Origin of the sequence: Micromonospora fiedleri (assembly GCF_016774385.1) — a bacterium.
In the GTDB taxonomy this organism is placed as follows: domain Bacteria; phylum Actinomycetota; class Actinomycetes; order Mycobacteriales; family Micromonosporaceae; genus Micromonospora; species Micromonospora gifhornensis.
In genome coordinates, this window is the sequence record NZ_JAETXL010000003.1 from 1 (window position 1) to 23033 (window position 23033).

13 protein-coding genes are annotated in these 23033 nt (G+C 69.2%); 4 read left to right on the forward strand and 9 right to left on the reverse strand.

All coding sequences use genetic code 11. The features are described from left to right. Nucleotides 1–23 precede the first annotated feature (23 nt). Complete coding sequence (locus JMF97_RS07805) at nt 24–917, reverse strand: IS5 family transposase (protein WP_203220936.1); 894 nt, start codon at nt 915–917, stop codon at nt 24–26. A gap of 204 nt (nt 918–1121) precedes the next feature. Between JMF97_RS07805 and JMF97_RS31945 the strand changes: the two genes are divergently transcribed. Next, a complete protein-coding gene (locus JMF97_RS31945; protein ID WP_203220937.1) occupies nt 1122–2474 on the forward strand; it encodes an HNH endonuclease in 1353 nt (450 codons plus the stop codon). 98 nt (nt 2475–2572) lie between these two features. On the opposite strand, the gene JMF97_RS07815 is transcribed toward JMF97_RS31945, so the two are convergent. The 8 genes from JMF97_RS07815 to JMF97_RS07850 all read right to left on the reverse strand — a co-directional run bounded on the left by JMF97_RS07815 (nt 2573) and on the right by JMF97_RS07850 (nt 11157). Beyond that, entirely contained in the window at nt 2573–3061 is a 489-nt protein-coding gene (locus JMF97_RS07815; RefSeq protein ID WP_238359021.1) for a MarR family winged helix-turn-helix transcriptional regulator, read from the reverse strand. Between the two features lie 8 nt (nt 3062–3069). Next, nucleotides 3070–4317, reverse strand: a complete 1248-nt coding sequence (locus tag JMF97_RS07820; protein WP_203220939.1) for an FAD-dependent oxidoreductase — start codon at nt 4315–4317, stop codon at nt 3070–3072. 85 nt (nt 4318–4402) lie between these two features. Then, nucleotides 4403–5113, reverse strand: a complete 711-nt coding sequence (locus JMF97_RS07825) for a hypothetical protein (protein WP_238359022.1) — start codon at nt 5111–5113, stop codon at nt 4403–4405. 58 nt (nt 5114–5171) lie between these two features. Beyond that, nucleotides 5172–6497: a TIGR04013 family B12-binding domain/radical SAM domain-containing protein gene (locus JMF97_RS07830; protein WP_203220940.1), complete on the reverse strand. Its 1326-nt coding sequence runs from the start codon at nt 6495–6497 to the stop codon at nt 5172–5174. A gap of 82 nt (nt 6498–6579) precedes the next feature. Beyond that, a complete protein-coding gene (locus tag JMF97_RS07835) occupies nt 6580–7587 on the reverse strand; it encodes a sugar phosphate isomerase/epimerase family protein (RefSeq protein ID WP_203220941.1) in 1008 nt (335 codons plus the stop codon). An 80-nt stretch (nt 7588–7667) separates the two neighbouring features. Next, on the reverse strand, nt 7668–9779 hold the full coding sequence (locus tag JMF97_RS07840; RefSeq protein ID WP_238359023.1) for a PQQ-dependent sugar dehydrogenase: 2112 nt from the start codon (nt 9777–9779) through the stop codon (nt 7668–7670). A gap of 322 nt (nt 9780–10101) precedes the next feature. Then, nucleotides 10102–10350 carry a hypothetical protein gene (locus JMF97_RS07845; protein WP_203220942.1) on the reverse strand — a complete coding sequence of 83 codons (249 nt, stop codon included), beginning with the start codon at nt 10348–10350 and terminating at the stop codon, nt 10102–10104. A 252-nt stretch (nt 10351–10602) separates the two neighbouring features. After that, nucleotides 10603–11157: a DUF4352 domain-containing protein gene (locus JMF97_RS07850; protein ID WP_203220943.1), complete on the reverse strand. Its 555-nt coding sequence runs from the start codon at nt 11155–11157 to the stop codon at nt 10603–10605. A gap of 105 nt (nt 11158–11262) precedes the next feature. Here JMF97_RS07850 and JMF97_RS07855 point away from each other — a divergent pair, with 105 nt between their 5' ends. The 3 genes from JMF97_RS07855 to JMF97_RS07865 all read left to right on the forward strand — a co-directional run bounded on the left by JMF97_RS07855 (nt 11263) and on the right by JMF97_RS07865 (nt 22974). Then, on the forward strand, nt 11263–13152 hold the full coding sequence (locus tag JMF97_RS07855) for an N-6 DNA methylase (protein WP_307816816.1): 1890 nt from the start codon (nt 11263–11265) through the stop codon (nt 13150–13152). A gap of 469 nt (nt 13153–13621) precedes the next feature. After that, nucleotides 13622–16261: a DEAD/DEAH box helicase gene (locus tag JMF97_RS07860; RefSeq protein ID WP_203220945.1), complete on the forward strand. Its 2640-nt coding sequence runs from the start codon at nt 13622–13624 to the stop codon at nt 16259–16261. A 476-nt stretch (nt 16262–16737) separates the two neighbouring features. Then, entirely contained in the window at nt 16738–22974 is a 6237-nt protein-coding gene (locus tag JMF97_RS07865; protein WP_203220946.1) for a protein kinase domain-containing protein, read from the forward strand. Nucleotides 22975–23033 lie beyond the last annotated feature (59 nt).

Below are 23033 nucleotides of genomic sequence, written 5' to 3' on the forward strand. Positions count from 1 at the left end.
TAGGCCGCGTTTCGTAATGGCCGTCAAAGCCACTGGTTGATGACGGCGATGGTGACGGTGGCTTCGAAGCGGACGGAGAGTTTGTCGTATCGGGTGGCCATCGCCCGGTTCTGTTTGAGCTGGTTGATGCCGCATTCCACGGCGTGACGCTGCCGGTAGAGGACCGGGTCGAACGACGGAGGACGCCCGCCCTTGGCTCCTTTGGCCTTGCGGTGGGCGTCCTGGTCAGCCTTGCTCGGGATGCACACCCTGATCCTGCGGCGGCGGGCGTACCCGCGATTGCCTCGGCTGGTGTACGCCTTGTCAGCCAAGACCAGGTCCGGCCGGGTGCGGGGCCGTCCACCACCGACCCGGTAGACCTTGATCCGTTCGAGGACCGTGATGAACTGCGGACTGTCACCACGCTGACCAGCAGTGATCACCGTCGACAGCGTCTTACGGCCTTGTTCGCAGGCCAGATGGGTCTTGGTGGTGAACCCGCCCCGGGACCTGCCCAGAGCATGATCGGCGGGTTCGGTGAACACTCCACCCGGCGGTTCCTTCTGCAGGTCACCTGCATGACGGGCACCCGCAGCATGCTGATGGGCACGACTGATCGTGGAATCGACACTCACCGCCCACTCGATGTCACCGGCCGCGTCGGCCCGGGTCTGGAGCCGGGCCAGGATCTTCGCCCAGGTCCCGTCACGCTGCCACCGCCTAAACCAGCGATACAACGTCTGCCAGGGCGCGTACACCTCGGGCACGTCCCGCCACGGCGTTCCCGCCCGAACCCGCCACCGGATCCCATCAATGATCTGCCGCTTCGTCCATCGCGGCGGACGACCTCGCCGAGGATCCGCAGGCAGCGCAGGCCTCAGCACCGCCCACTGAGCGTCGGTGAGATCATGCCGCCTCGCTGCCACTACCCTGGGCACGAGGTCTCCGGTGGTTCAGGTTTGCTTGGTCGCTAACCCATCTACCGGAGACCTCACTTCGTATCGACAACCGCCACGCCCAGACACGTCACACCCCGCCCGCACTTACGAAACGCGGCCTAGTATCGCCCTTTCTTATCGCCCGCTGGTGGGCGCTCGGGTCGTCGGCCGCATGGCCGGGACGAGGAGTCGACGAAGCGTATGGTGGCCAACGGCAAGAACCAGTTCGAGCGGCTGAGCGAGAGCGGGCACTACTCCGCGGTGGTCGAGGCGAACCGGGCGTACCTGAATGTCGCGGTGCCCGACCCGGCTGGCACGGAGCGGGAGTACTGGACCCTTTCCTGCCTGCCGAGCACCAAGAGCAACCCGCGCCGGCTGTCTGCGGTGTCCATGCGATCGATGGAGACATTCGTTCTGCACGAACCGCTCGATCCGGAAAGCCAGGATGTTGCCGAAGGGTTCGTCATCGTCCGCCGGTCCGTGCTCCGTCGGCACTGGCCGACCGGCCGAGCCCTGGCCCGGACGTTTCCCGGCCTCACCGAGGAGCCGTCAGACTACCGAGACGCGGGACCGGACCAGGTTCGGGTGTGCGGCCCGTACGACCAGTTGGTTGCAGCGTTCGCCGACGAGCGCTTCGCTGCGGCAGTACGGCACCTGACCTCCTCCCTCCTCACCGCGCGGACGATGCAGGGTGCTGGGCACAGCCGCCGGCTCGTCGGCGAGGTGCTGAGCCGTGCGCGTTCGGCCGCCGAGTGGATCTATCCGGTGAACGACCAGACCGACGGGTGGGGCTACGACCAGGACGTGCTGGAGATGTTCGGGGGCCTGCCGGCCGACGGGGCGTACGACGACTGGCACCTCTCCTCCTGCTTCAATCAGATCCGGGCTGGAGATCGCATCTGGGTCTATGCCAGCAGCCCGCACCGGCGGATCGTGGCAGCCGGGACCGCCTGGGCCGACCCGTACCTTTGGGTCGACGGCGACGGTTCGCAGTGGCGGTTGGAGATCCGCTGGGAGGTGCCGCTGATCCGCTTCCTACTCAGACGCCCTGTCCCGGGGGCAGACGTATTGGAGAAGGTCGTGCAGGGCGTTCGCGCCGTGCAGCCGGTGGAGTCGGACCGACTGGCCAAGATCCTCGACGAGGGCCATGCGCCGGAACCGGAGGGAATTCCACAGGGCCGCCGTCGGCGGCTGGCGCAGGTCACGGCCCGACAGGGACAGGCCGACTTCCGTCGCCGGCTCGTCGAGGCGTACCAGGGCCGCTGTGTGATCAGCGGTTGCGGTGTGGACGCGGCACTGCAGGCTGCACACATCGAGCCGTACGACGGGCCAGCTACCAACCGGGTTTCCAACGGCCTTCTACTCCGAGCGGACCTACACAACCTGTTCGACAAAGGGCTGCTCTGGATCGACGACTCGTACCGAGTCCAGGTCGCGGAAGGACTCGACCACTACCGCAAGTTCGCCGGCGTCGAACTGCCGCCGACAGCGGATCCCGCGCACCGGCCGGACCGGCGGGCGTTGGCGGCCCACCGCCGCGACCACGGCCTTGAGTGACGATTACCGCAGCCGACTCTTGCCGTCCTCACCCGGGTGGCCGGGCGAGTCGCTGCGTCGGCGACTCACCCCTCGGTCCGCCGACCGGAAGCGGTCAGTCACGCGACGCCTGCCTCAGGCAGACCCTTGCGGAGGCGGTCCAACTCGGCGAGGTACATCGCCTGCATGCGGTCGTAGTGTCGGACCAGCAGCATGATCTCCTCGACGCTGTAACCCTCGATGAGGTGCTTCGTTCGCTTGGCGAATCCCTCGTACGGTCGCTCCAACTCGGCAGTCCGCTCCGGCCGCAGGGTGACGATCACCCGCCGCCGGTCCGCCGGATCGCGTTCGGCCGTGACGTAGCCCGCCTGCTGGAGTCGACGGAGCATGCTGGTCACCGCTCCGGTGGTGAGGTTGGTCCGCTCGGCGATCTGGCCGGCGGTGGCCGATTCGACGTCCGCCAGGTAGTCCAGGCACTCCAGGTCGCTCACGGTGAGGCCCAGCTGTTCCGCGATGGCGTACCGGAACACCATGGACAGCCGTGACATCTCCCGCCCGGCGCGCATGAGGTCGGCGATCGCGGACGCACGGGCGGGCTCGTGGGACATGCCCGCAATCATGCCTCCGGCACGGTGACCCGGTGCAGCCGAGGTAACACCCGGGTGAGCACCCAGTGCGGTGCGGCCGCGCCCCCGGTGAGGCGGCGCATCAGTCCGGCGGCGGTGTCGACGGCGCGGAAGGCGTACGGCACCATCTCGTCCTGGTAGCGGGCGATCGCCTTCTCCACCGGCGCACCGCTCGCACGGGCCTCGATTAGCCTGCGGCCGAGCAGGGCGGCGTCGCGCAGCGCGGTGTTGCCGCCGTGCGCGCCGAACGGCGGCATGACGTGTACGGCGTCGCCCATCATCGTCGCCCGGGGCAGCGCCCACCGGTGCGGGCGTTGGCCGGTGGCGAAGAGGTTGAGCACCATCGCGTCCAGTTCGGCATTGTCGACCAGGCGCCGGACGAGCGGGTGGAAGTCCGTACTCAAGCCGGTGGCCAGGTTCCACAGGGCCAGCAGGTCCCGGCGGACGGTGGTGGGCAGCTCCTCCTGCCGCAGCAGCAGCCCCCACATGACGTAGTCGTCGCCGGTGGGTGCGTAGCTGCCCGGGGCCAGGCGGGCGAACGCCTCGCGCGGGTTCTCGCCGAACCGCATCGAGGTGAAGAAGAAGGCGCGGCCCGGCCGGTCGTCGATGGCCAGGACCCCGCTGGTACGCAGCGCGTCCGGGATGATGCTCTCGCCGTTTCGCCGCAGTGGCGTCCGGCCGTAGATGCCGGCCATCGGGGTGTTCACCGGTGCCGCGTCCGGCATGAGCTGTGCGCGCAGCGCGGAGCCGACGCCGTCCGCGCCGACGATGACGCTCGCCGGCACGGAGCCGCCGTCGGCGAAGAGCAGCCGCATCCGTGCCGGGTCGCTGCTGTCCACTCCGGCGGCGGCCTTGCCGTAGTGGATGCGCCCGTCCAGCCCGTACTGCAGGATCGACCGCAGGGTCAGCCGGTCGACCTGGCGGGTCGCGTGTGTCTTGTCCTTGAAGGTGATGGTGAAGGCGTCCCGTAGCCGCCGGTCGGTGAAGCGCAGCTGCCCGCCGGGTTCGTCGCCGGTGGCCAGCGCCAGGTGGTACAGCGGACGGGGCAGGCTCGTACGCAGGGCCTCCAGCCCGTACTGGTCGAGAATGATCCGGTAGCCCTGCTGCCTGACGAAGGGGCCCGGGTCCCGCTCGTAGACGTGCACGTCGATGCCGGCGCGCACCAGGTACTGGGCGAGGCAGAGGCCGGAGAGGCCGGCGCCGGCGATCGCCACCGAGAAGTCAGTCGATGTGTCCATGCAGTTATCTTAATGACTAAGATGATTTGGCCAAGGGGTGTCGGCACACCACAAGGCTCGTTCCCGCTGCGTCGGGTCAGCTTGGTCAGGCCGAGGTGATCACTGTTACCGGCGAGCCGAAGGTGGCGGAGCCGGGGCCGTGCGCGAGGCAGATCAGGACCCGGTTGCCGAGCGGAGCGGCCAGGCGCACGACCACCTCGCGTTCCTCCGCATAGGCCAGCCGGATGCCGTCCGGCCCGTCAAGAGGGACTTCCACCGGCTTGACGAGTACCGCGGTTTCCGTCTCGAACACCTCGGCGTAGGGATAGTCGGCATATTGCCGGGGTGTACCCGTGAACCGGTGGGTCAGGGTGCGGTGGTCGTCCGCGAGCACGGATTCCGGGTGACCGGAAGCGGTCAGGCCCGGCGGGCACCACGTCATCCGACGTTGGAAGTCTGGATCCAGGGCGATGAACGGCCATCTCCGGTTGGCGGGATATATCATCCACGCCGGGAGCTCCCGAAGGCCGCGGTCGGTGGCGAAGGGTCCGTTCGCCCGTACGAGGCGCGCCAATGGTTTCGGTTCCCCGGTCTGTACGTTACGGCAGTAGTCGATGGCGGCCGGAAGGATCTCCGGCGGCAACTCGGATTCCGCAACGCCAGGGCCATCGAACAACGTTCGCCACCGGGTGTCCGCCTTGAGTTGGTCGAGTGCGATGACGCTCATCGTCGTCAGCACGATCGGGCGTGGCTGACGGTGGACCGGAAAAGCTTCCCATCTCGCCAATGCCTGCCGTACCTGCTCATCGATCGACATACGCTGCAGGCTAGCGACCCGACGCCCGTTGAGGTGCTCCGGCTGTTCTCCGCAGAGGCTACGGTGCTTCGGTCCTGGGGACCTGGGGCAGGATGGTGCGGCTGCGTCCGGGGCGGGGGTACGCCTCGGCGGCGGCCGCGAGCCGGGCCGCGTGTTCGCGTTGCTTCTGCCAGTGTCCGTAGAGCGCGCCGCGTTGAGAGAGACGGTCGACCTCGCGGATGGTCTCCGGGTCCACATCGCCCGGTGGGGCGTCGCGCCACGGGGTGCCGGGCAGCGGCATGAAGGTGTGGGCGTGGATGCGGGCGCCGACCTCGGCGAGTTCACCGGCCAGGCGCAGGGAGTCGGCCACGTCCTGCTCGCTCTCGCCGGGCATGCCGAAGATCATGTCGACGTTGATCCGGAACCCTTCCTCGATGCCGAGGCGGGCGGCCCGTTTGACCTCCTCGACGCCGTGGCCGCGTTTCGCGGCGTCGAGAACCCGGTCGGAGCCGGACTGGGCGCCGACGATGATGTTGTTGTTCGCGCAGTACTTCTTGACCAGCCGCAGCGCCGCCCGGCTGACATGCTCGGGTCGGATCTCGCTGGGGAACGAACCGAAGAAGACCCGCCCGTTCGGTCCGATGCCCTCCTTGCAGCTGGCCAGCAACTCTTCGACCGCGTCGAGGTTCGGTTCCTCGGTCTGGCTGCCGTAGCTCAACGCGGTCGGCGTGATGAACCGGACGTCGCGCAGCCCACGGGCCCGCATCTGGTCGACGTGCCACCGCACGTCCGCCACGCTGCGGTGCCGGAACTTCGCCGAGAACATGAACGGGGTCTGGCAGAAGCGGCACGAGAAGACACAACCCCGGGTGATCTCCAGGGCGTTGAAACGGTCCCACCGCAGCGAGAAGCCCCGGAAGTCGTCAAGCGGTCGCCGCTGCGGTCGGCCCGTACGCACCACGGCGCCGGTGTCGTCGCGGTACACCAGTCCGGTGATCCCGGCCGGGTCACCGACGGCGTCGACGAGGTGCAGCAGCGTCGTCTCGCCCTCGCCGACCGCCGCGATGTCCCACCCGGCGTCGAGGGTCTGCACCGGCTCGGCGGTCGCGTGCACGCCGCCGGCGATGTGGGCCACGTTCGCCGCGTCGGCCAGGGCCCGGATCTCGGCCAGCTCCTGGGCCAGGGCGTGGGCGTCGGGGGAGTAGAACGACCACAACACCAGCACCCGGGTCGCGGTGGTGGCGGCGTCGCGGATGTGCGTGGCGGTCGTCTCCGGGGTGTCGCCGAAACGCACCTCGTACCGGGTGGCGGTCTGATGGGTCTCCAGCGCGCCGAGCAGGACGTGCAGCCCGTACGTCACCGCCTTGCGGTAACGCAGCACCAGCACCAGCTCGGCAGCTTCCATGGCCGCGATTGTGTCAGGGGAACCGGCCGTGATGTCGACGGGCACCGGGCCGACCGTGCGGCCCGATGCCCGTCGGCGGACGTCAGTACCGCAGCTTGCGCAGGTAGCGGTAGCCGACCTCGGCGGTCTGCTGGGGCGTCACGTCGGGGGTGTCGTTCTCGACGATGTACTCCTGCACGGCGTGACCCCGGAAGATCCGCGCGAAATCGATCATCCCGGTGCCCAGGTCGGCCATGTCTCCGTCGGCGGCGTGCCGGTCCTTCACGTGGTACTGCAGGACCTGCTGCGGCGCGCGGCGGATCACGTCCAGCGTGAAGCCCTCCGGGTCGGCCGCGCCGGCACCGGACTCGATGCCGCCGGTGACCGCCCAGTAGATGTCGATCTCCAGGTGAACGAGTTTGGGGTCGAGCTCCGCGGTCAGGATGTCCCAGGGTGTACGCCCACCGCCGAGGTCGATGGTGAACTCGTGCGCGTGGTTGTGGTAGCCGTACCGCAGACCTGCCTTGCGTGCCGCGGCGGCCTCGACGTTCATCTGCTCCGCCCAGCGCTTCCACTCGTCGGCGCTCTCGGAGTAGAGGTACGGCACCACCATGTACTTCTGGCCCAGGGTGACCGCGTCCTGGATCTTCTGCCGCAGTCCGGCGGCGTCGGCGCTGATCCCGTCGTGGCTGGAGCTGGCCTTGATGCCGATGCTGTCGAGGAACCGGCGCAACTGACCGGCGCTACGACCGAAGTAGCCGAGTGCCAGCTCCACCTTCGGGTAGCCGATGCGGGCGAGGTGCTTGAGGGTGGCGTCGTAGCCAGGCGAGCCGTTCAGCGCGTCGCGTACCGTCCACAGCTGGATGCTGATCAGACCCGGCGGCACGTGGTGCCGCCCGGCGTGACCGTGACCCGGCCCGTGACCGTGACCGGGCCCATGGCCGTGACCCGGACCGTGGCCGTGGCCGGGACCGGCGGTCGCGGCGGTCGCGCCGATCCCGGACGCGACCAGCCCCACACCGGCGGCGGCTGCCAACGAACCGCGCAACAGGCCCCGCCGGTCGATGACGGACCGCCGCAGCGCGGCCTCGCCGTCGTACCCGTAACACATGTGGCACTCCTCTCGTGGTGCGTGGACCCGGGCCGAGGTCCCTGGCCGACAGGCGTCGACCAGGGACCTCGATCGGGGACTTACTGGGTGGGGACCAGGACGACCTCGGTCGTGCCGGTCAGCGGCGGCAGGCCGTCACCACCCGGATCGGTGTACGACGCGACGAACACCGCGGACAGGTTGTCGGTCGCCGGATCGTGCCCGGAGGGCACCGTGGTGGTGATCGCGCCGGTGCAGCCGTTGGCCGTGGTGATCGGGTGGCCGTGGTCGTCGTGACCCAGGATGTACGTCACGCTGACCCTCGCGCAGTCCACCGGCTGGTCGTCGGTGACCCGCACCTCGAACTGCACCACGTCACCGAAGGTGAACGGCTGCCCGACGACCGGGCTGACCAGCTCCACCACCGGCGTGGCGTTGCCGACCACGACCCGCACGGAGGCCGACGCCGACCGTCCCTTCTGGTCGGTCACCTTCAACGTCGCCTCGTAGCTGCCGTTGCGGCGGTACGTGAACGTCGGGTTCGCCTCACGGGAGTCGACCTTGTCGTCGTCGTCGAGGTACCACTCGTACCGGAGCCGGTCACCGTCCGGGTCGACGGTGCCCTCGCTGGAGAACTCCACGGTCAGCGGCGCGAGCCCGGCCGTCTGGGTGGCCGACACCTGCGGCACCGGACTGTGGTTGCCGTCCCAGCCGATGTGGTCGACACGGGCCAACTGGGCGTCCGGGTTCTCGCTGAAGTAGCCGTCACCGTATTCGAGCACGTACAGCGCGCCGTCCGGGCCGAACTCCAGATCCATCGGGTTGTCGAAGACCACCGACGGCAGCACCGACTCGATGCCGCGCAGCTCGCCGCGCCGATCCAGCTGGAAAGCCTTCACGTAGTCGCGGGTCCACTCGTAGAACAGCGGCTTGCCGTCGTAGTAGGCGGGCCAGCCGGACGGGTTGCGGCCGCGGGTGGTGGAGCGGTCGAACTGGTACGCCGGACCGGCCATCGGCCCGATGCCGCCGGTACCCAGCTCCGGGAACTGCGGGGACAGGCCGAAGCCGTACCAGACCTGCGGCTGCTGCACCGGCGGAAGCTTGCGCAGACCGGTGTTGTGCGGCGAGTCGTTGACGGGTGCGGCGCAGTTGAACGGCGCCCCCGGCGTGGCGGTGGCGAAGTCGTAGTCGAGGTACGGCTGATCCGGCGTGATGCAGTACGGCCAGCCGTGGTTGCCGGGCTCGCGGGCGGCGAGCCACTTACCCTGCCCCGCCGGTCCACGATCCGGGTTGGGCTGACGGGCGTCCGGCGAGTAGTCACCGACGAACAGCGTGTCCGTCTTGCGGTCCAGCTCGATGCGGAACGGGTTGCGCAGGCCCATCAGGTAGATCTCGGGCCGGGTGTTCGGCGTCCCCTTCTTGAACAGGTTGCCCTTCGGGACAGTGTAGCCGCCCTTGGCACCCACCTTGATCCGCAGGATCTTGCCGCGCAGGTCGTTGGTGTTGGCCGAACTGCGCTGCGCGTCGTACGCCGGGTGACGGCCGGGGCGCTCATCGATCGGCGCGTACCCACCGGACTCGAACGGGTTGCTGTCGTCACCGGTGGACAGGTACAGGTTGCCCTTGCTGTCGAAGACGATGTCCCCGCCCACGTGGCAGCAGATGCCCCGGTCGACAGGCACGTCGATGATCTGCTGCTCGGACCGCAGATCCAGCGTGTCCTTGACCAGGCGGAACCGGGACAGCCGGATCACCCCGCGGAAGGGCGCGAAGTCCTCCTCGCTGCCCCAGGCCGGCGCATCGCCCTCGTTGACGTCCGGAGTGGACGGATCATCGACCGGAGTGTCCATCGGGGGCGAGTAGTACAGGTAGACCCAGTTGTTGCCGCCCTTGCCGAAGCCCGGGTCGATCGCAACGTTCTGCAGACCCTCCTCGTCGTGCTGGTACACGTCGAGGGTCGCGGCGATCGTGTTGCGGCCGGTGGCGGGATTGTGCAACCAGACCTGACCGGCGCGGGTCACGTGCAGCACCCGACGGTCGGGGAGCACGGCGAGGTCCATCGGCTCGCCCGGTCGATCGTTGAGTGTGACTTTCTGGAAGGCCGAGTCCGGCGGAGCGCTGGTGGGCGCCGGTGCGGCCATCGTCGGGGTCGGCGTCGCGGTGAGCGCGATGGCGGTCAGACCGGCCACAGCGAGCGCGAGTCGTCTCTTCAACTGCCTCTCCTTCGGTGAGGGACTGGTCGGGCAGGTCGTAGACGTGGGGGCTGGTTCCTCCTCGTGGGATGGGCAGCACGGAACCGCCCGTCGGCACCGCCTTCGCGGCGATCGGGGCGTTCTGGTGGGTGGGGTGGGAGATGTGGTCGGACGGCGGTTACGGTCGAGGTGCCCTCGACAAATCGGTTTACCTCGACGTAACAACTCGACTGAAGCTAACAAAGCGGATGTCCATATGTCTATGGCTTTCGCCGGACTCCGTGGAACTTTCCGCCAAGGCAGCGAAAGGCGTGTCCGTACCGGAAGAACGATGTCTCGGCGGTCAGCGCTGCGCCGCCCGCAGGTGTCGGATCAGGACGTCCACCGGGATGCCCAGCACGCCGGCCAGCAGGATCATCGGCTCCGGGTAACCCCGCGCGTTCAACTCCTCGTAGATCGCCAGCAGGCCACGTAGCCGGACCTCGGCGTCCTCCGGACGGTACGGCAGCTCGGCCAGTCGCGCCTGCACGTACCGGCGTGCCTGGTCCGCGTCGAGGCCGGGGGCCTCGTCGTCGTACGGCTGCGGTGACATGGCGTACCCCGCTTCAGCCGACGACCAGGCGGGAACCCGCCCGGGCCGGGCGGCGGCCGGGTCCGGCCCAGCCGCCTCCCGCGCCTGCGGTGCCGTGCCGACGAACGATGATCAGATGCGATTCCATCGATGCTCCTTCCCTTGCTGTGGACAGGACGAGGCAATACGGGACGCGCATGGTGAGTGGTGGGGGCCGGGACGAGCAGGGGAGTGCCCGTCCCGGATGCGGCGTGGCTCAGCGAGAGGGCAGGTTCACTTCAGGGCGACGGTGACGCCGCCGGAGAACGGCGAGTCGTGCAGCTCGAGCTTGGTGAGCTTGACGCCCTTGGGGATGTCGAAGACGACGACACCGGTGACCTGGTTGCCGGGGTTGATGTCGTTGAGGAAGGTCTCGGCGTTCTCGTTGGCGTAGATCGCCGCCCCGCCGTCGGCGGAGTACTCGGTGCCGTCGGCCGCGAACGCCTTCTGGCTGCTGCCGTCGAACATCTGCGATTCCTTGCCGATGTTCTTGACCTTGAGCGTGACCAGGCAGAACTGCCCCTGAGCCTTCGCGCCGAACAGGTCGCTGCCGACCTTGCGTACGCCGCACTTGGTGGACTTGACGGTGAACTCGAACTTGCCGTCGCGGGCCGGATCGCCGATCTTCGCCACCTTCTCGGCCTTCTCCGCCTTGTCGGCCTTCTTGTCCTCGCCCTCGGCGGCGACAGCGCCGCCGCCGGCGTCGCCGGCTTCGTCGGTGGCTCCGGCACCGCAGCCCAGGCCGACGAGAGCGGTGGCGAGCAGAGCGATCAGCGTGGTCTTGCGCATCGTTGTCCTCCTGATGTGAACGTGGCGGCGTCAATGAGAGCATCATCTGTGAACCGTGTCAACGGACATGATGCTTGACAGGTGTGACACGCTACGGAGGTGCAGGTGAACCCGAGCATCACCGCGGCAGAGATCGCCCGCCTCGCCGGAGTCGGACGGGCCGCTGTCAGCAACTGGCGCAAACGGCACGCCGACTTCCCGGCCCCGGTCGGCGGAACGGCTGCCAGCCCCGAGTTCGACCTGATCCAGGTCGAACAATGGCTCCGCGCCCAAGGCAAGCTCGCCGACCAGTCCACCGCCGACCGGCTCTGGCGCCGCCTCGCCCCCGCCGGCGAAACCCCGGCTGCCGCCCTCGCCGCCGTCGGCGCCCTGCTGCTGGCCCGACAACGCGGCCAACGCCCCCGCCGCCCCGACGACCCGCACCTGACAGCACTGCTGCCCGACCTCGACGCCCTCGCCGACGAACTCGGCCCCCAAGGTGCCTTCGACGAACTCTGGCAACGCTTCAGCGCACCCGGCCCCACCCGGACCTTGGCCACCCCCGACCACCTCGCCGACCTGATGGTCGCGCTGGCCGGAGTCGACGGGGGCACCGTCCTCGACCCGGCCACCGGCTCCGGCGCCCTGCTGCGCGCCGCCGTCCGGGCCGGCTGCAGCACCGCGTACGGGCAGGAACTCGACGAGGACCTGGCCCGCCTCGCCGAACTCTGGCTCGCGCTGCGCGAGGTACCCGGTCAGGTGCACGTCGGCGACTCACTGCGCGCCGACGCCTTCGCCGGGCACACCTTCGACACCGTGCTCTGCCACCCACCCTTCGGCGCCACGAACTGGGGAGACGAGGAACTCGGCCACGACCCACGCTGGATCGTCGGCACCACCCCGCGTACCGAACCGGAACTGGCCTGGGCCCAACACGCCCTGGCCCACCTGCGCACCGGCGGACACGCCGTACTGCTGATGCCGCCCACGGTCGCCAGCCGCCGCGCCGGCCGACGCATCCGCGCCGAACTGCTCCGCCGCGGCGCGCTACGCGCCGTCATCGCCCTACCGCCGGGAGCCGCCGCGCCGCACGGCGTACCGCTGCACCTGTGGGTGCTGCGACGGCCCGCCCCCGACGCACCACCACCGGCGCGGACGCTGCTGGTCGACGCCGCCGCGGACGACCTGACCGCGACCGCCCCGCGGATCCTCGCCGCCTGGCGGGCCTTCCACACCGACCCCGAGGCCGAGGAACCCGGCTTCGCCCGCGCGGTACCGGTCATCGAACTGCTCGACGAGGAAGTCGACCTCACCCCCGCCCGTCGCCAACCCGCCGTCGAGGGCAGGACCGCAGAGCATCTGGTACGCACCAGAGACCGCCTCGCCGCCCTCGTCGGCGACCTGCCGGCGCTGATGCCCCAGGTCACGCCCGCCCCCGGCGGCCCCGACGGCGAATTTCTGACCGTGGCGGAACTGGTCCGCGCCGGAGCCTTGCAGCTGATCGGCCCGATCCGCGCGGCCTCGACCGAACCAGGCGAACCGACCGGGGAAGGGCTGCCGGTGCTGACCGTGCCGGACGTGCTCGCCGGTGAGCCTGCCTCGGGCCACGACGACGGCGGGCTGGGCCAGCAGATCCGGCTGGCCGTCGGTGACGTGGTGGTGCCGATGGTGGCCCGGCAGCTCACCGCCCGGGTGGTGACCGCCGAAGGGGCACTGCTGGGTCGCAACCTGTACCTGCTGCGACCCAACCCGACGGCCCTGGATCCCTGGTTCCTGGCCGGTCAACTGCGCACCACGACCAACAAGAGGCAGGCGTCGAGCCTGTCCGGCACCCTGCGCTTCGACATCCGGCGGGCCCAGGTACGCCGACTGTCGCTGGAGGAGCAACGGGTACAGGGGGAGGCCTTCCGCCGGCTGAACGCTTTCGAGGCGGCGATCCGACAGGCCGCGACCCTCGGCGCGGAACTCGTCCAACTCGCCGCCGACGGCCTGGCCCGGGGAACGATCAGGTCTTGATCACTCTGCGCTAACTCTTACCGCACCTCACCACCGGATCTCGACCCCACGAGGTGCGGAGGGCCGACCGATTTCGGCCGCGAATGTCGGTCCATTGTGGTGTTGCTTGTCGCCGAGGGGCTGATGGCCCTGGGAGTTAGGCTGTCCGACTCCGGACACCATTTCCGACGATAGAACCTGCTCCGTGGATTGTCCCGCCTCCAACTGATCTGGTTACCTTGCCGGCTCACGGGTACGGCGGTGTCGGGGTGGTGCGGGAGTGAGAAGCGAGCGCAAGCTCATCAAGGCTGTACAACACGCGCTGGCGCGCGGGCCGATGTCGCAGGAGGCCCTGCTTTTAGCACTGGCCCAGGCAGGTGTACGGACCGACAGCAGTGCCCTCTACATCGCCTGCGCAACCCACGGCCTTGCCGATCTTCAGGGTGATACCTGGATACCTCGTGACTGGGCTGCCCCGGCGGTCGAGACGGTGCTCGTGCCGCCGGTGCAACGCTCGGCCGAGTCGGCGGCAACTCGCAAAGCCCTCGCGGAGGTGCGTCAGCTCGCTGCCTCGATCGGCATCTCCATGGACGAACCGGTTCCGCCGATCGGGCCGGTGCCGGACTCGTGGCCGCGAATCGCCGAGCAGGCCGCCCGAGCACTACATGAGGAGCTTCGGGCAGTCACCGATAAGCGCACCCTTCAGGATGTGCCGCTCAGCAGCGGATTCGTAGTCGCCGACACGACGACCCGGAAGCTGATGCGCTTCGAGGCGGAGGGTGATCTCGGCGTGGCGGAGGGCGCGCAGGCAACGCTCGTGGTGGATGGGGTGCCGCTGGACGTCGAGGTGGTGTCAGTCTTCGGCAACGTCGTCACGCTGGCAATGCCTCCGTCGGCGACGGTGCCGGCGGAGGCGTTGCTGCGCTGTGACCTGTCGTGGCTGCTCTCCGCGCAGAGCAAGCGTCTGCGCGAGTTGGTCCAGGGCGGCCCGGGGTTCAACGCCGAAGCTGCAGTGGCCATCTTGGACTCCGGTCGGGATCCCGCGCCGCAGGAGCTGCCAGACGTAGCTGTCGATCGGCTCAATCAGGGCCAGCGGTACGCCGTCCAGCTTGCGCTCACCCCCGGGGTCACCTGGCTCTGGGGCCCACCTGGAACCGGCAAGACCACCACCATCGGCACCCTCGTCGCGCAGCTCTGCGTACGCGGATCACGTGTCCTGCTCACCGCACCCACCAACGCCGCAGTCGACGTCGCTGTCCGTGCCGTCCTGGAGGTGATACCCGAGCTTGCCGGGGGTGGCCTGGTGCGCCTCGGGCAGCCCTCGGACACTGCGCTCATCGGACGCAGCGAGGGGCATGTACTGATCGACGAGATCGCCGCGAAGCGTGGTGAGGTTCTGGCCCGCAAGCGCGTTGACGAGGGTCGACGGAATCGTGACCTGCAGGATCGGCTCAAGGAGTTGGGGCGGCGCCACGCGAGCCTCACCGACGAGGAGCAGGAACTGCGGCTGGCCTGGGAGCGGGATCTGGCCGACTCCACCGCGCTGCTCCGAAAGCTCGACGAATCTCTGCAACTGGTACGCCGCCAGGTCTGCCGCGATGCGGAGGTGGTGGCCGCCACCTCACATCAGGTTGTGCTGGGGACCCTGCGTGAACTCACCTTCGACGTGGTGATTCTCGATGAGGCGAGCATGACCACGACGGCGCTGGCGCTGTTGGTCGCCGGTGCGGGCAGTGGGCACACCATCGTCGCGGGTGACTTTCGGCAACTGCCGCCGGTCGTGGTTGCCGAGACTGCGGAAGCACGGCAGTGGCTGCGAAACAGTCCGTTCGAGAAGTCTGCCGTCGACGCCGCAGTGGGCAGGGGCGTAGCGCCGGGTCGGCTCGCCGCTCTGACGAAGCAGCACCGTATGCGTCAGGACATCAACTCGGTCGTCAGCGCAGCCTTCTATCCGGAAAACCCGCTGATCTCCGCCGAGACGATTTCTGCCCGGCCGCGGCGCAGCAGGACAGCGTGGGCCGACGGTGAACTCCTGCTGCTGGACACATCCCGCATCGGTGCCCGTACCGCTCGCAAGCAGGGCATGTCGTCCCGGTACAACCTGATGCACGCACAACTCGTCGCCGGGCTGCTCGCGCAGGCGGGCGGTGAGTTGACCAGCCTGGGCGTCATCTCACCCTTCGCCGCACAGGCCCGACTGCTGGAGTCGCTCCTTCCCGACTCGGAGCAGGAGGCGTGGGCGGCGTCCACGGTGCACCGGTTTCAAGGTGGAGAGCGGGACATCGTCGTCTACGACACGGTGGACAGCGGTATCGGGGTGCGGCCCTTGCACCGGTGGTTCACCGAGGGCGAGTCGGGCGGGGACGGCGCTCGGCTGCTGAACGTGGCCGCCAGCCGCGCCCGCGACCACCTTATGGTCATCGCGGCTCTGGATCGGCTGCACCGGCAGCGCACCAGCAGGGACGCGGTGTGGCGGTTCTTTGCGACGTTGCTGGAGCGAGGTCGGGTCGTGCCGTGGGAGGAGGCACTCGACAACGGGGTCACCCGCCGGGTGACAGGTGACGTCATCGCCCTGTTGCGCGATGACCTGGCCGAGGCCGGGTCCGTCGAGATGTGGCTTCCCCGGGCGCCGCTGGTGGGCCTGCGGCCGTTGATCGAGTCGCTGAAGCTGGTCGCCGAGCAGGACGTACCGACCGAGCCGGTGACCATCTGGGTCGAGCCGGATCCGGATGGCTACCTGTCGGCCGAGGCGTTGGAGGCGAAGCGAAGAGGGGTGAACATCCGTCCCTGCCTGCCCATTTTCGAATCCAGCGCCGTGATCGGCGATGTGGTCTGGACGTCTACCGGCTCGCTGCTCGGTCCCGATCCGGGTGTGGTGCTGCGGACTCATCATCAGGCCTTCGCTGACGCGGTGCGGCGGGCTCAACGCCGCCGCCCCGGCACCGCCCCCGGCAGCGGCCAGCTTGGCGACGAGTGTGGGCGGTGTGAGCGTACGTTGGTGCGGTTCGAGGTGGGGCGGCGTGGTCTGCCGACGGTTGGCTATGGATGCCCGACCTGCGACAGGGGAGCGGGACGACAGGTCGCCGACCACAGCCTTGGGCGGGAGCGACAACCGAGCCGGCGGCGCTGACCGTGCGGGGTGCTTCCGCCCGGCGCGCGGCGCCTGAGTCGGCAATCCGACAGGCGGATTCATGGGTTGGCAGCCCTCTAGGCACACACCATCTGCCGGCCGCGCGGGGTGTTGCCCATCCGGCGGGCAGTCAATCTAGGAAGTGAGGCGTTTTCGCAGGTCCCGGCTGATCTGCGGGCATGAGCGGAGCGGTATTCCTCAGGGTGCGGGAGTCCATTGGCGACCCTCATGGCCAAGGCATTGATCGAACTCTGTCAAGGGGATCGACGTTTGGCTGGGTATTTTCGCTATCCGGACGAGTACCGCGCGCCATGCCGAACCATACATACTCCACGGACGTTATCGCGAGCAACCTTCAACTGTTGAGGTGTCGAGGTGTGGCCTTCGGCAGGGGGCGTCGGCCTGACGGAGTGCTTGGTTCTGCAGAACTGAAACGCCCACGCTCGCGATGCACGACGAGCTGGGAGCGTTGAGCATTGACTGGGGCGAACGACTGGGTGGCGGGCAGGTTCCGCATCCTGGCCGCGATCGGCAAGGGCAACATGGGCGAGGTCCATCGGGCCGAGGACATGTTGGCTGCGGAGGGATCCCCTGACCGGATCCTGGCGTTGAAGCTGATCCTGCGTAGCCGGTCCGGCGCGATGATCGACACGGCGGGCGACGGCAAGGCGCGGCAGCGCTTCGAGCGTGAGGTGCGCATCATGCGCAAGCTCGACCACCCCAACCTGCCCTGGATCATCGCCGGTGCGGCCCAGGCCGACAAGCTGCCCTTCATCGCGATGGAACTGCTCGACGGAGAGACCCTGCGAGACCTCGTCGCCGAGCACCCGCAACTGCCGATCTCCTGGGTGGCCGGCATCGGTGCGCAGATCGCCGACGGGTTGGCCGCCGCACACGGGGTCGGCGTCGTACACCGGGATCTCAAGCCGTCCAATGTCATGCTGCTGCGCGGCGGCGTGGTCAAGGTGCTCGACTTCGGCATGGGCCGGATCCTCGACGACGAGGCCACCGGTCGGGTGACCAGCACGGGAGTGACCGTCGGCACCGCACGCTACATGGCGCCGGAGCAGTTCCAAGCTGCCGCCGTCACCCAGGCCGCCGACCTGTATGCGCTGGGCTGTGTGCTGTTCGAGCTGCTGACCGGTGTCCCGCCCTTCCTCAGCGAGTCCGCGTACGAGTTGAGTCAGAAGCACCGTGAGGAACCCGTACCCGAGATCGGCCTGATGCGCTCCGACGTGCCGGCCGGACTGGCCCGGCTGCTCACGCAACTGCTAGCCAAGGACCCCGCCGATCGTCCGGCCGACGCGGTGACTGTCCGCGAGGCGTTGCGCCAGCACGCGAAGGGCGAGGACACGGTACCGGGCTGGGCTGAGTTCGATCCGGTGAGACACCTGGCTGCGGAGACGGCGGAGAATACTCCTGCCGTGCCGCCGGCGGTCTCCACCGACGGGGTGCTGGCCACCGCCGGGCCGGCCGGGATGGACGTCTTCGGGGTGCACCGGCAGCTCATCAAGGACTATCGCGCCTTCACCGAGGGTGGGACCGTCATCCGTAACGACCGGATCGCGGCCTTCGTCGAGGAGGATCTGAACGCCAAATCGCAGTGGCCCGACCCGTGGCTGTCGCTCAACCCTTTCTTCGCCTCTGGCGGGTCGGTCCTGGAACTGGTCAGCCAAGGGGTCCTGCACGAGGAGTGCGCCCGGATCTTCCAGGCCCGCAAGACCGAGGGGGGTACGGAGTGTGACGGGCGCCCGCTGACGTTGCATCAGCATCAGCGGGAGGCCATCGAGAAGGCCCAGTCGGGTGCCTCCTACGTGTTGACCACCGGCACCGGATCCGGCAAGTCGCTGTCGTACATCGTGCCGATCGTGGACCGGGTCCTGCGGGCACGTCAGCAGGAAGGGCCCAAACCCCAGCGGCGCGTACGGGCGATCATCGTCTATCCGATGAACGCGCTGGCCAACAGCCAGCTCAAGGAACTCGACAAGTTCCTCCAGGACGGCTACGGACCCGGTCGTGAGCCGGTCACCTACGCCCGGTACACCGGCCAGGAGAGCGACGAGCGGCGTCGGGAGATCCGGGAGAGCAAGCCGGACATCCTGCTCACCAACTACGTGATGCTGGAGTTGATGCTCACCCGCCCGGACGACCGGCGATCGTTGATCAAGATGGCGGAGGGGTTGGAGTTCCTCGTCTTCGACGAGCTGCACACCTACCGGGGTCGGCAGGGCGCCGATGTCGCCCTGCTCATCCGCCGGGTACGCGAGGCGTGCCGCGCCGACCAGCTGCAGTGCGTGGGCACCTCCGCCACCATCTCCAGCGAGGGCAGCCTGGACGACCAGCGGGCCGCGGTTGCCCGGGTCGCCACCACCCTGTTCGGCACCGAGGTCACCCCGGACAACGTGATCGGGGAGACCCTGGTCCGCGCCACCGGCCCCGCACCGGACACCGTCTCCGCGGATCGGCTACGCGCACCCGGCGCACCCCGGGCGTACGGCGATCTGGTCAACGACCCGTTGGCCAGGTGGATCGAGACCCGGTTCGGCCTGGTCGAGGACCCCACCGGGCGACTGGTCCGGCAGCGTCCGGCGAAGATCGAGCAGGCTGCCGTGGAGTTGGCACAGCATAGCGGCCTGTCCGCCGCCGAGTGCGGCAAGGCCATCCGGGATGTGCTCAAGGCCGGTTCGGAAGCGCGGCATCCGGTCACCGAGCGACCGTTGTTCGCGTTCCGGCTGCATCAGTTCCTGGCCAAGGGCGACACCGTCTACGTGACCCTCGAGGACGAACTGACCCGCCACCTGACCCGGGAGTACCAGCTCGTCCTGCCCGGCCCGGACCGCAAGATCCTGCTGCCCTTGGCCTTCTGCCGCGAGTGCGGCCAGGAGTATCTGACGGTCTTCCGGGTCGAACGGGACGGCTACGCCTTCTACGAGCCGCGTCGGGACACCGCCGCCACCGGGGGGCGTACCGACGACGGATACCTCTTCATCGACTCCGACCGACCCTGGCCGACCAGCGTGCAGCGGGCGATCGAGGAACGCCGGCTTCCCGAGTCGTGGCTAGAGGCCGACCCCAGCGGCCAGGAGACCGTCCGGGCCGCCTACCGCGACCGGGTGCCGAAGGCCGTGACCGTGGACCCGCAGGGCTTCGAGGGGCGCGGCGAGTTGCGGGCCGCCTTCGTACCCTCGCCGTTCTCGTTCTGCCTGCACTGCGGGGTCAGCTACGAGCAGACCCGGGGTCGGGATTTCGCCAAGCTGGCCACCCTCGACCAGGAGGGACGATCCTCGGCCACCTCGCTGGTCTCGGCGTCGATCGTGCGGTCGCTGCTCAGCGCGCCCGCCGAGGCCTTGGACGCCAAGGCCCGCAAGCTGCTGACCTTCGTTGACAACCGGCAGGACGCCTCACTGCAAGCCGGTCACTTCAACGACTTCGTGCAGATCACCCAACTGCGGGGTGCCCTCTATCAGGCGGTGCTCGCCGAGTCGGACGGCATCGTGCACGAGGATCTCGCTGCCAAGGTGACCGAGGCGCTGCAGCTGCGACCCGGTGACTACGCCCGGGGCGACGACCTGCCGCCGATGATGATGAAGCGGGCCGCCAAGGCGCTGCGTGACGTGGTGGCCTACCGCCTCTACCTCGATCTTGAGCGGGGCTGGCGGATCACCATGCCCAACCTGGAGCAGACCGGGTTGTTGGTGATCGACTATCCGGACGCCGAATGGCTCGCCACGTCGCAGGAACGTTGGACCGGCACCGACCGCCGACTGCAGGACGCGGAGCCAGACCAGCGCGCCGAGATCGTCCGGGCGCTGCTCAACGAGATGCGCCGGGCCCTGGCCATCGATGTGCAGTACTTCCGGGGCGACTTCGACTCCCTCCAACGGGCCAGCGAGGAACTGCTGGTTGACCCGTGGGTGCTCGCCGCCAGCGACCAGCCGAAGGTCGGCACCGCCTACCCGCAGGGCTCGAAGCCGGGCCTGGATCGCTCGGGACTGTTCCTGTCCGGGCGCGGCAAGTTCGGCAAGTACCTGCGGCGGGCGCACTTCGGCACCGGCCTGTCCTTCGACGACGCCCAGCAGATGATCGTGGATCTGCTCAAGGTGCTCAGCGACGGCGGTCAGGTGACCGAGGTCGTCGAGGCACCCCAGCGCCCCGGCCGCTACCGCCGCACCGAGACCCCACTGACCGGCTACCGGGTCTCCGCCGCCGCGCTGCTGTGGCGGGCCGGTCGGGGCGAGACGGGCAGCCACGACCCGCTGACCCGCACCTACGCCAGCGGCGACGGCCCCCGGGTGAACACCTTCTTCCGAGGCCTCTACCGCAGCGCGGCCGGGGCCCTGGCCGGCCTGGCCGCCCGGGAACACACCGCCCAGGTCGACCCGGTGGAGCGGGAGAAGCGGGAGGAAGCCTTCCGCAAGGCCGAACTGAAGCTGCTCTACTGCTCGCCGACCATGGAGTTGGGTGTCGACATTTCCGAACTCAACGCCGTCATGATGCGCAACGTCCCGCCCACCCCGGCCAACTACGCCCAGCGCAGCGGTCGGGCCGGCCGCTCCGGCCAACCGGCCCTGGTCACCACCTACTGCGCCACCGGCAACAGCCATGACCAGTACTATTTCCGCCGCTCGGACCGGATGGTCGCCGGTGCCGTCGCCGCGCCCCGCCTCGACCTGGCCAACGAGGATCTGGTGCGCTCCCATGTGCAGGCGATCTGGCTGGCAGAGGCCGGCATCAAGCTGGGACGCACCATTCCGGAGAGCATCGACATCAGCTACCCGGAGGACTCCCGGCTGCCGGACCCGGCGCTGCCGCTGCACGACCACCTGGCCGCCGCGCTGCGCGACGCCGCGTCCCAGGAGCGGGCCGCCCGCGCCGCCCGCCGCGTCTTCGCCGGCCTACTGCCCGAGTACGCGCAGTCGAGCTGGTGGGACGAGCGGTGGATCGAGGACACCGTACGCACCACCCCGGAACGGTTCGACCGGGCCTTCGACCGGTGGCGCGGCCTGTTCAAGGCGGCCCTGGTCGACCAGGCCGAACAGAACCGGCGGGTGCTGGACCACACCCTCTCCGAGCGGGACCGCCATATCGCTCAGGGCCGCCGCAGGGAGGCCGAGACGCAGCTGACCCTGCTCAAGAACGAGAGTGTGGACAGCAAGTCCGTGCTGTCGGACTTCAACCCGTACCGCTACCTGGCCAGCGAGGGTTTCCTGCCGGGCTACTCCTTCCCCCGGCTGCCGCTGGCCGCGTACGTGCCGACCACCGGGCGACGCTTCGGGGAGGGGGACTACCTGCAACGGCCACGTTTCCTGGCCATCCGGGAGTTCGGGCCGGGCGCGCTGATCTACCACGAGGGGGCGCGCTACCAGGTGACCCGTATCCAGTTGCCGCCGGACGCGGCCGGGGATGTGGTGACCGGGGAGGCCCGCCGTTGCGGGCAGTGCGGCTACCACCACGACGTGCAGGAGAACGCCGACCGCTGCCAGATGTGCGGGGTGGCGCTGGGGGAGAAGACCGTCGGCCTGCTGCACCTGCACACCGTCTTCACCAAGCGCCGGGAGCGGATCTCCTCCGACGAGGAGGAGCGTCGCCGCGCCGGGTATCGGCTGGTCACCTCGTACCGCTTCCACGACCATGGGGCCCGGCCGGGCCGCCGCGACGCTTTGGTCGCCGACCAGGTCGGCGGGTTGGCCACCCTGTCGTACGGAGATTCGGCGACGGTCCGGATCACCAATGTGGGACGGGTGCGGGCCAAGCCCGACGAGCCGGACGGTTTCTGGCTCGACCCGGCCGACGGGCGCTGGATGAACGAACGCGACGCCGCGGAGGCCTCCGGTGACTCCCGGGAGATGCCGGTGGTGGACGCCGACGGCAACGAGCAGCGCCGCAAGAAGCGCGTCATCCCGTACGTGGAGGATCGGCGCAACATCCTGGTGCTCAAACTCGACGAACCGCTCGACCCGCCGGTGGCCCTGTCCCTGATGTACGCCCTGGAACGCGGCATCGAGGCGGTCTTCGAGCTGGAGGATTCGGAGTTGACCACCGAACTCCTGCCACCGGACGAGGGCCCGCGGGAACGGATGCTGTTCACCGAGGCCGCCGAGGGTGGGGCCGGGGTGCTGCGGCTGATGCAGTCCGATCCGAACGCCTTGGCCCGGGCCGCCGCCGAAGCCCTGGCCATCTGCCACTTCGCCCCCGACGGCACCGACCTGGGTGGCCCGGACGAGAAGCGGCCCTGCGCCCTGGGCTGCTACGAGTGCCTGCTCACCTACGGCAACCAGCTCAACCACCGGCACATCGACCGGCACAGCGTGCGGGACCTGCTGCTGCGGTTCGCCGCCGCCTCGGCCACCCCGACCGGGCAGGGCGAGTCCCGCACCGAGCAGCTTCGGCGGCTGGCCGACAACTCCGACACCGCCCTGGAGAGCAAGTTCGTCACCTGGTTGAAGGAACGCGGGCTGCGGCTGCCCGACGAGGCGCAGACCCTCATCCCCGAGGCGTTGGCCCGCCCCGACTTCGTCTACCGGCTGTCCGGGGTCAACGTGGCCGTCTTCATCGACGGGCCGGTGCACGAACACGAGTTCGTCGCCCAACGGGACCGGGACGCCGAGGAGCGGCTCTACGACAGCTCCTGGGACGTGGTCCGGTTCCCGCACGACGCCGACTGGGCCGCCATCGTCGACAAACACAAGCGCTACTTCGGCGTGACCCCCTGACCTGCGCCAACCCCTGAACCCCCCTCGACTTCGGAAGACACCATGCCCCCCTCGTACAC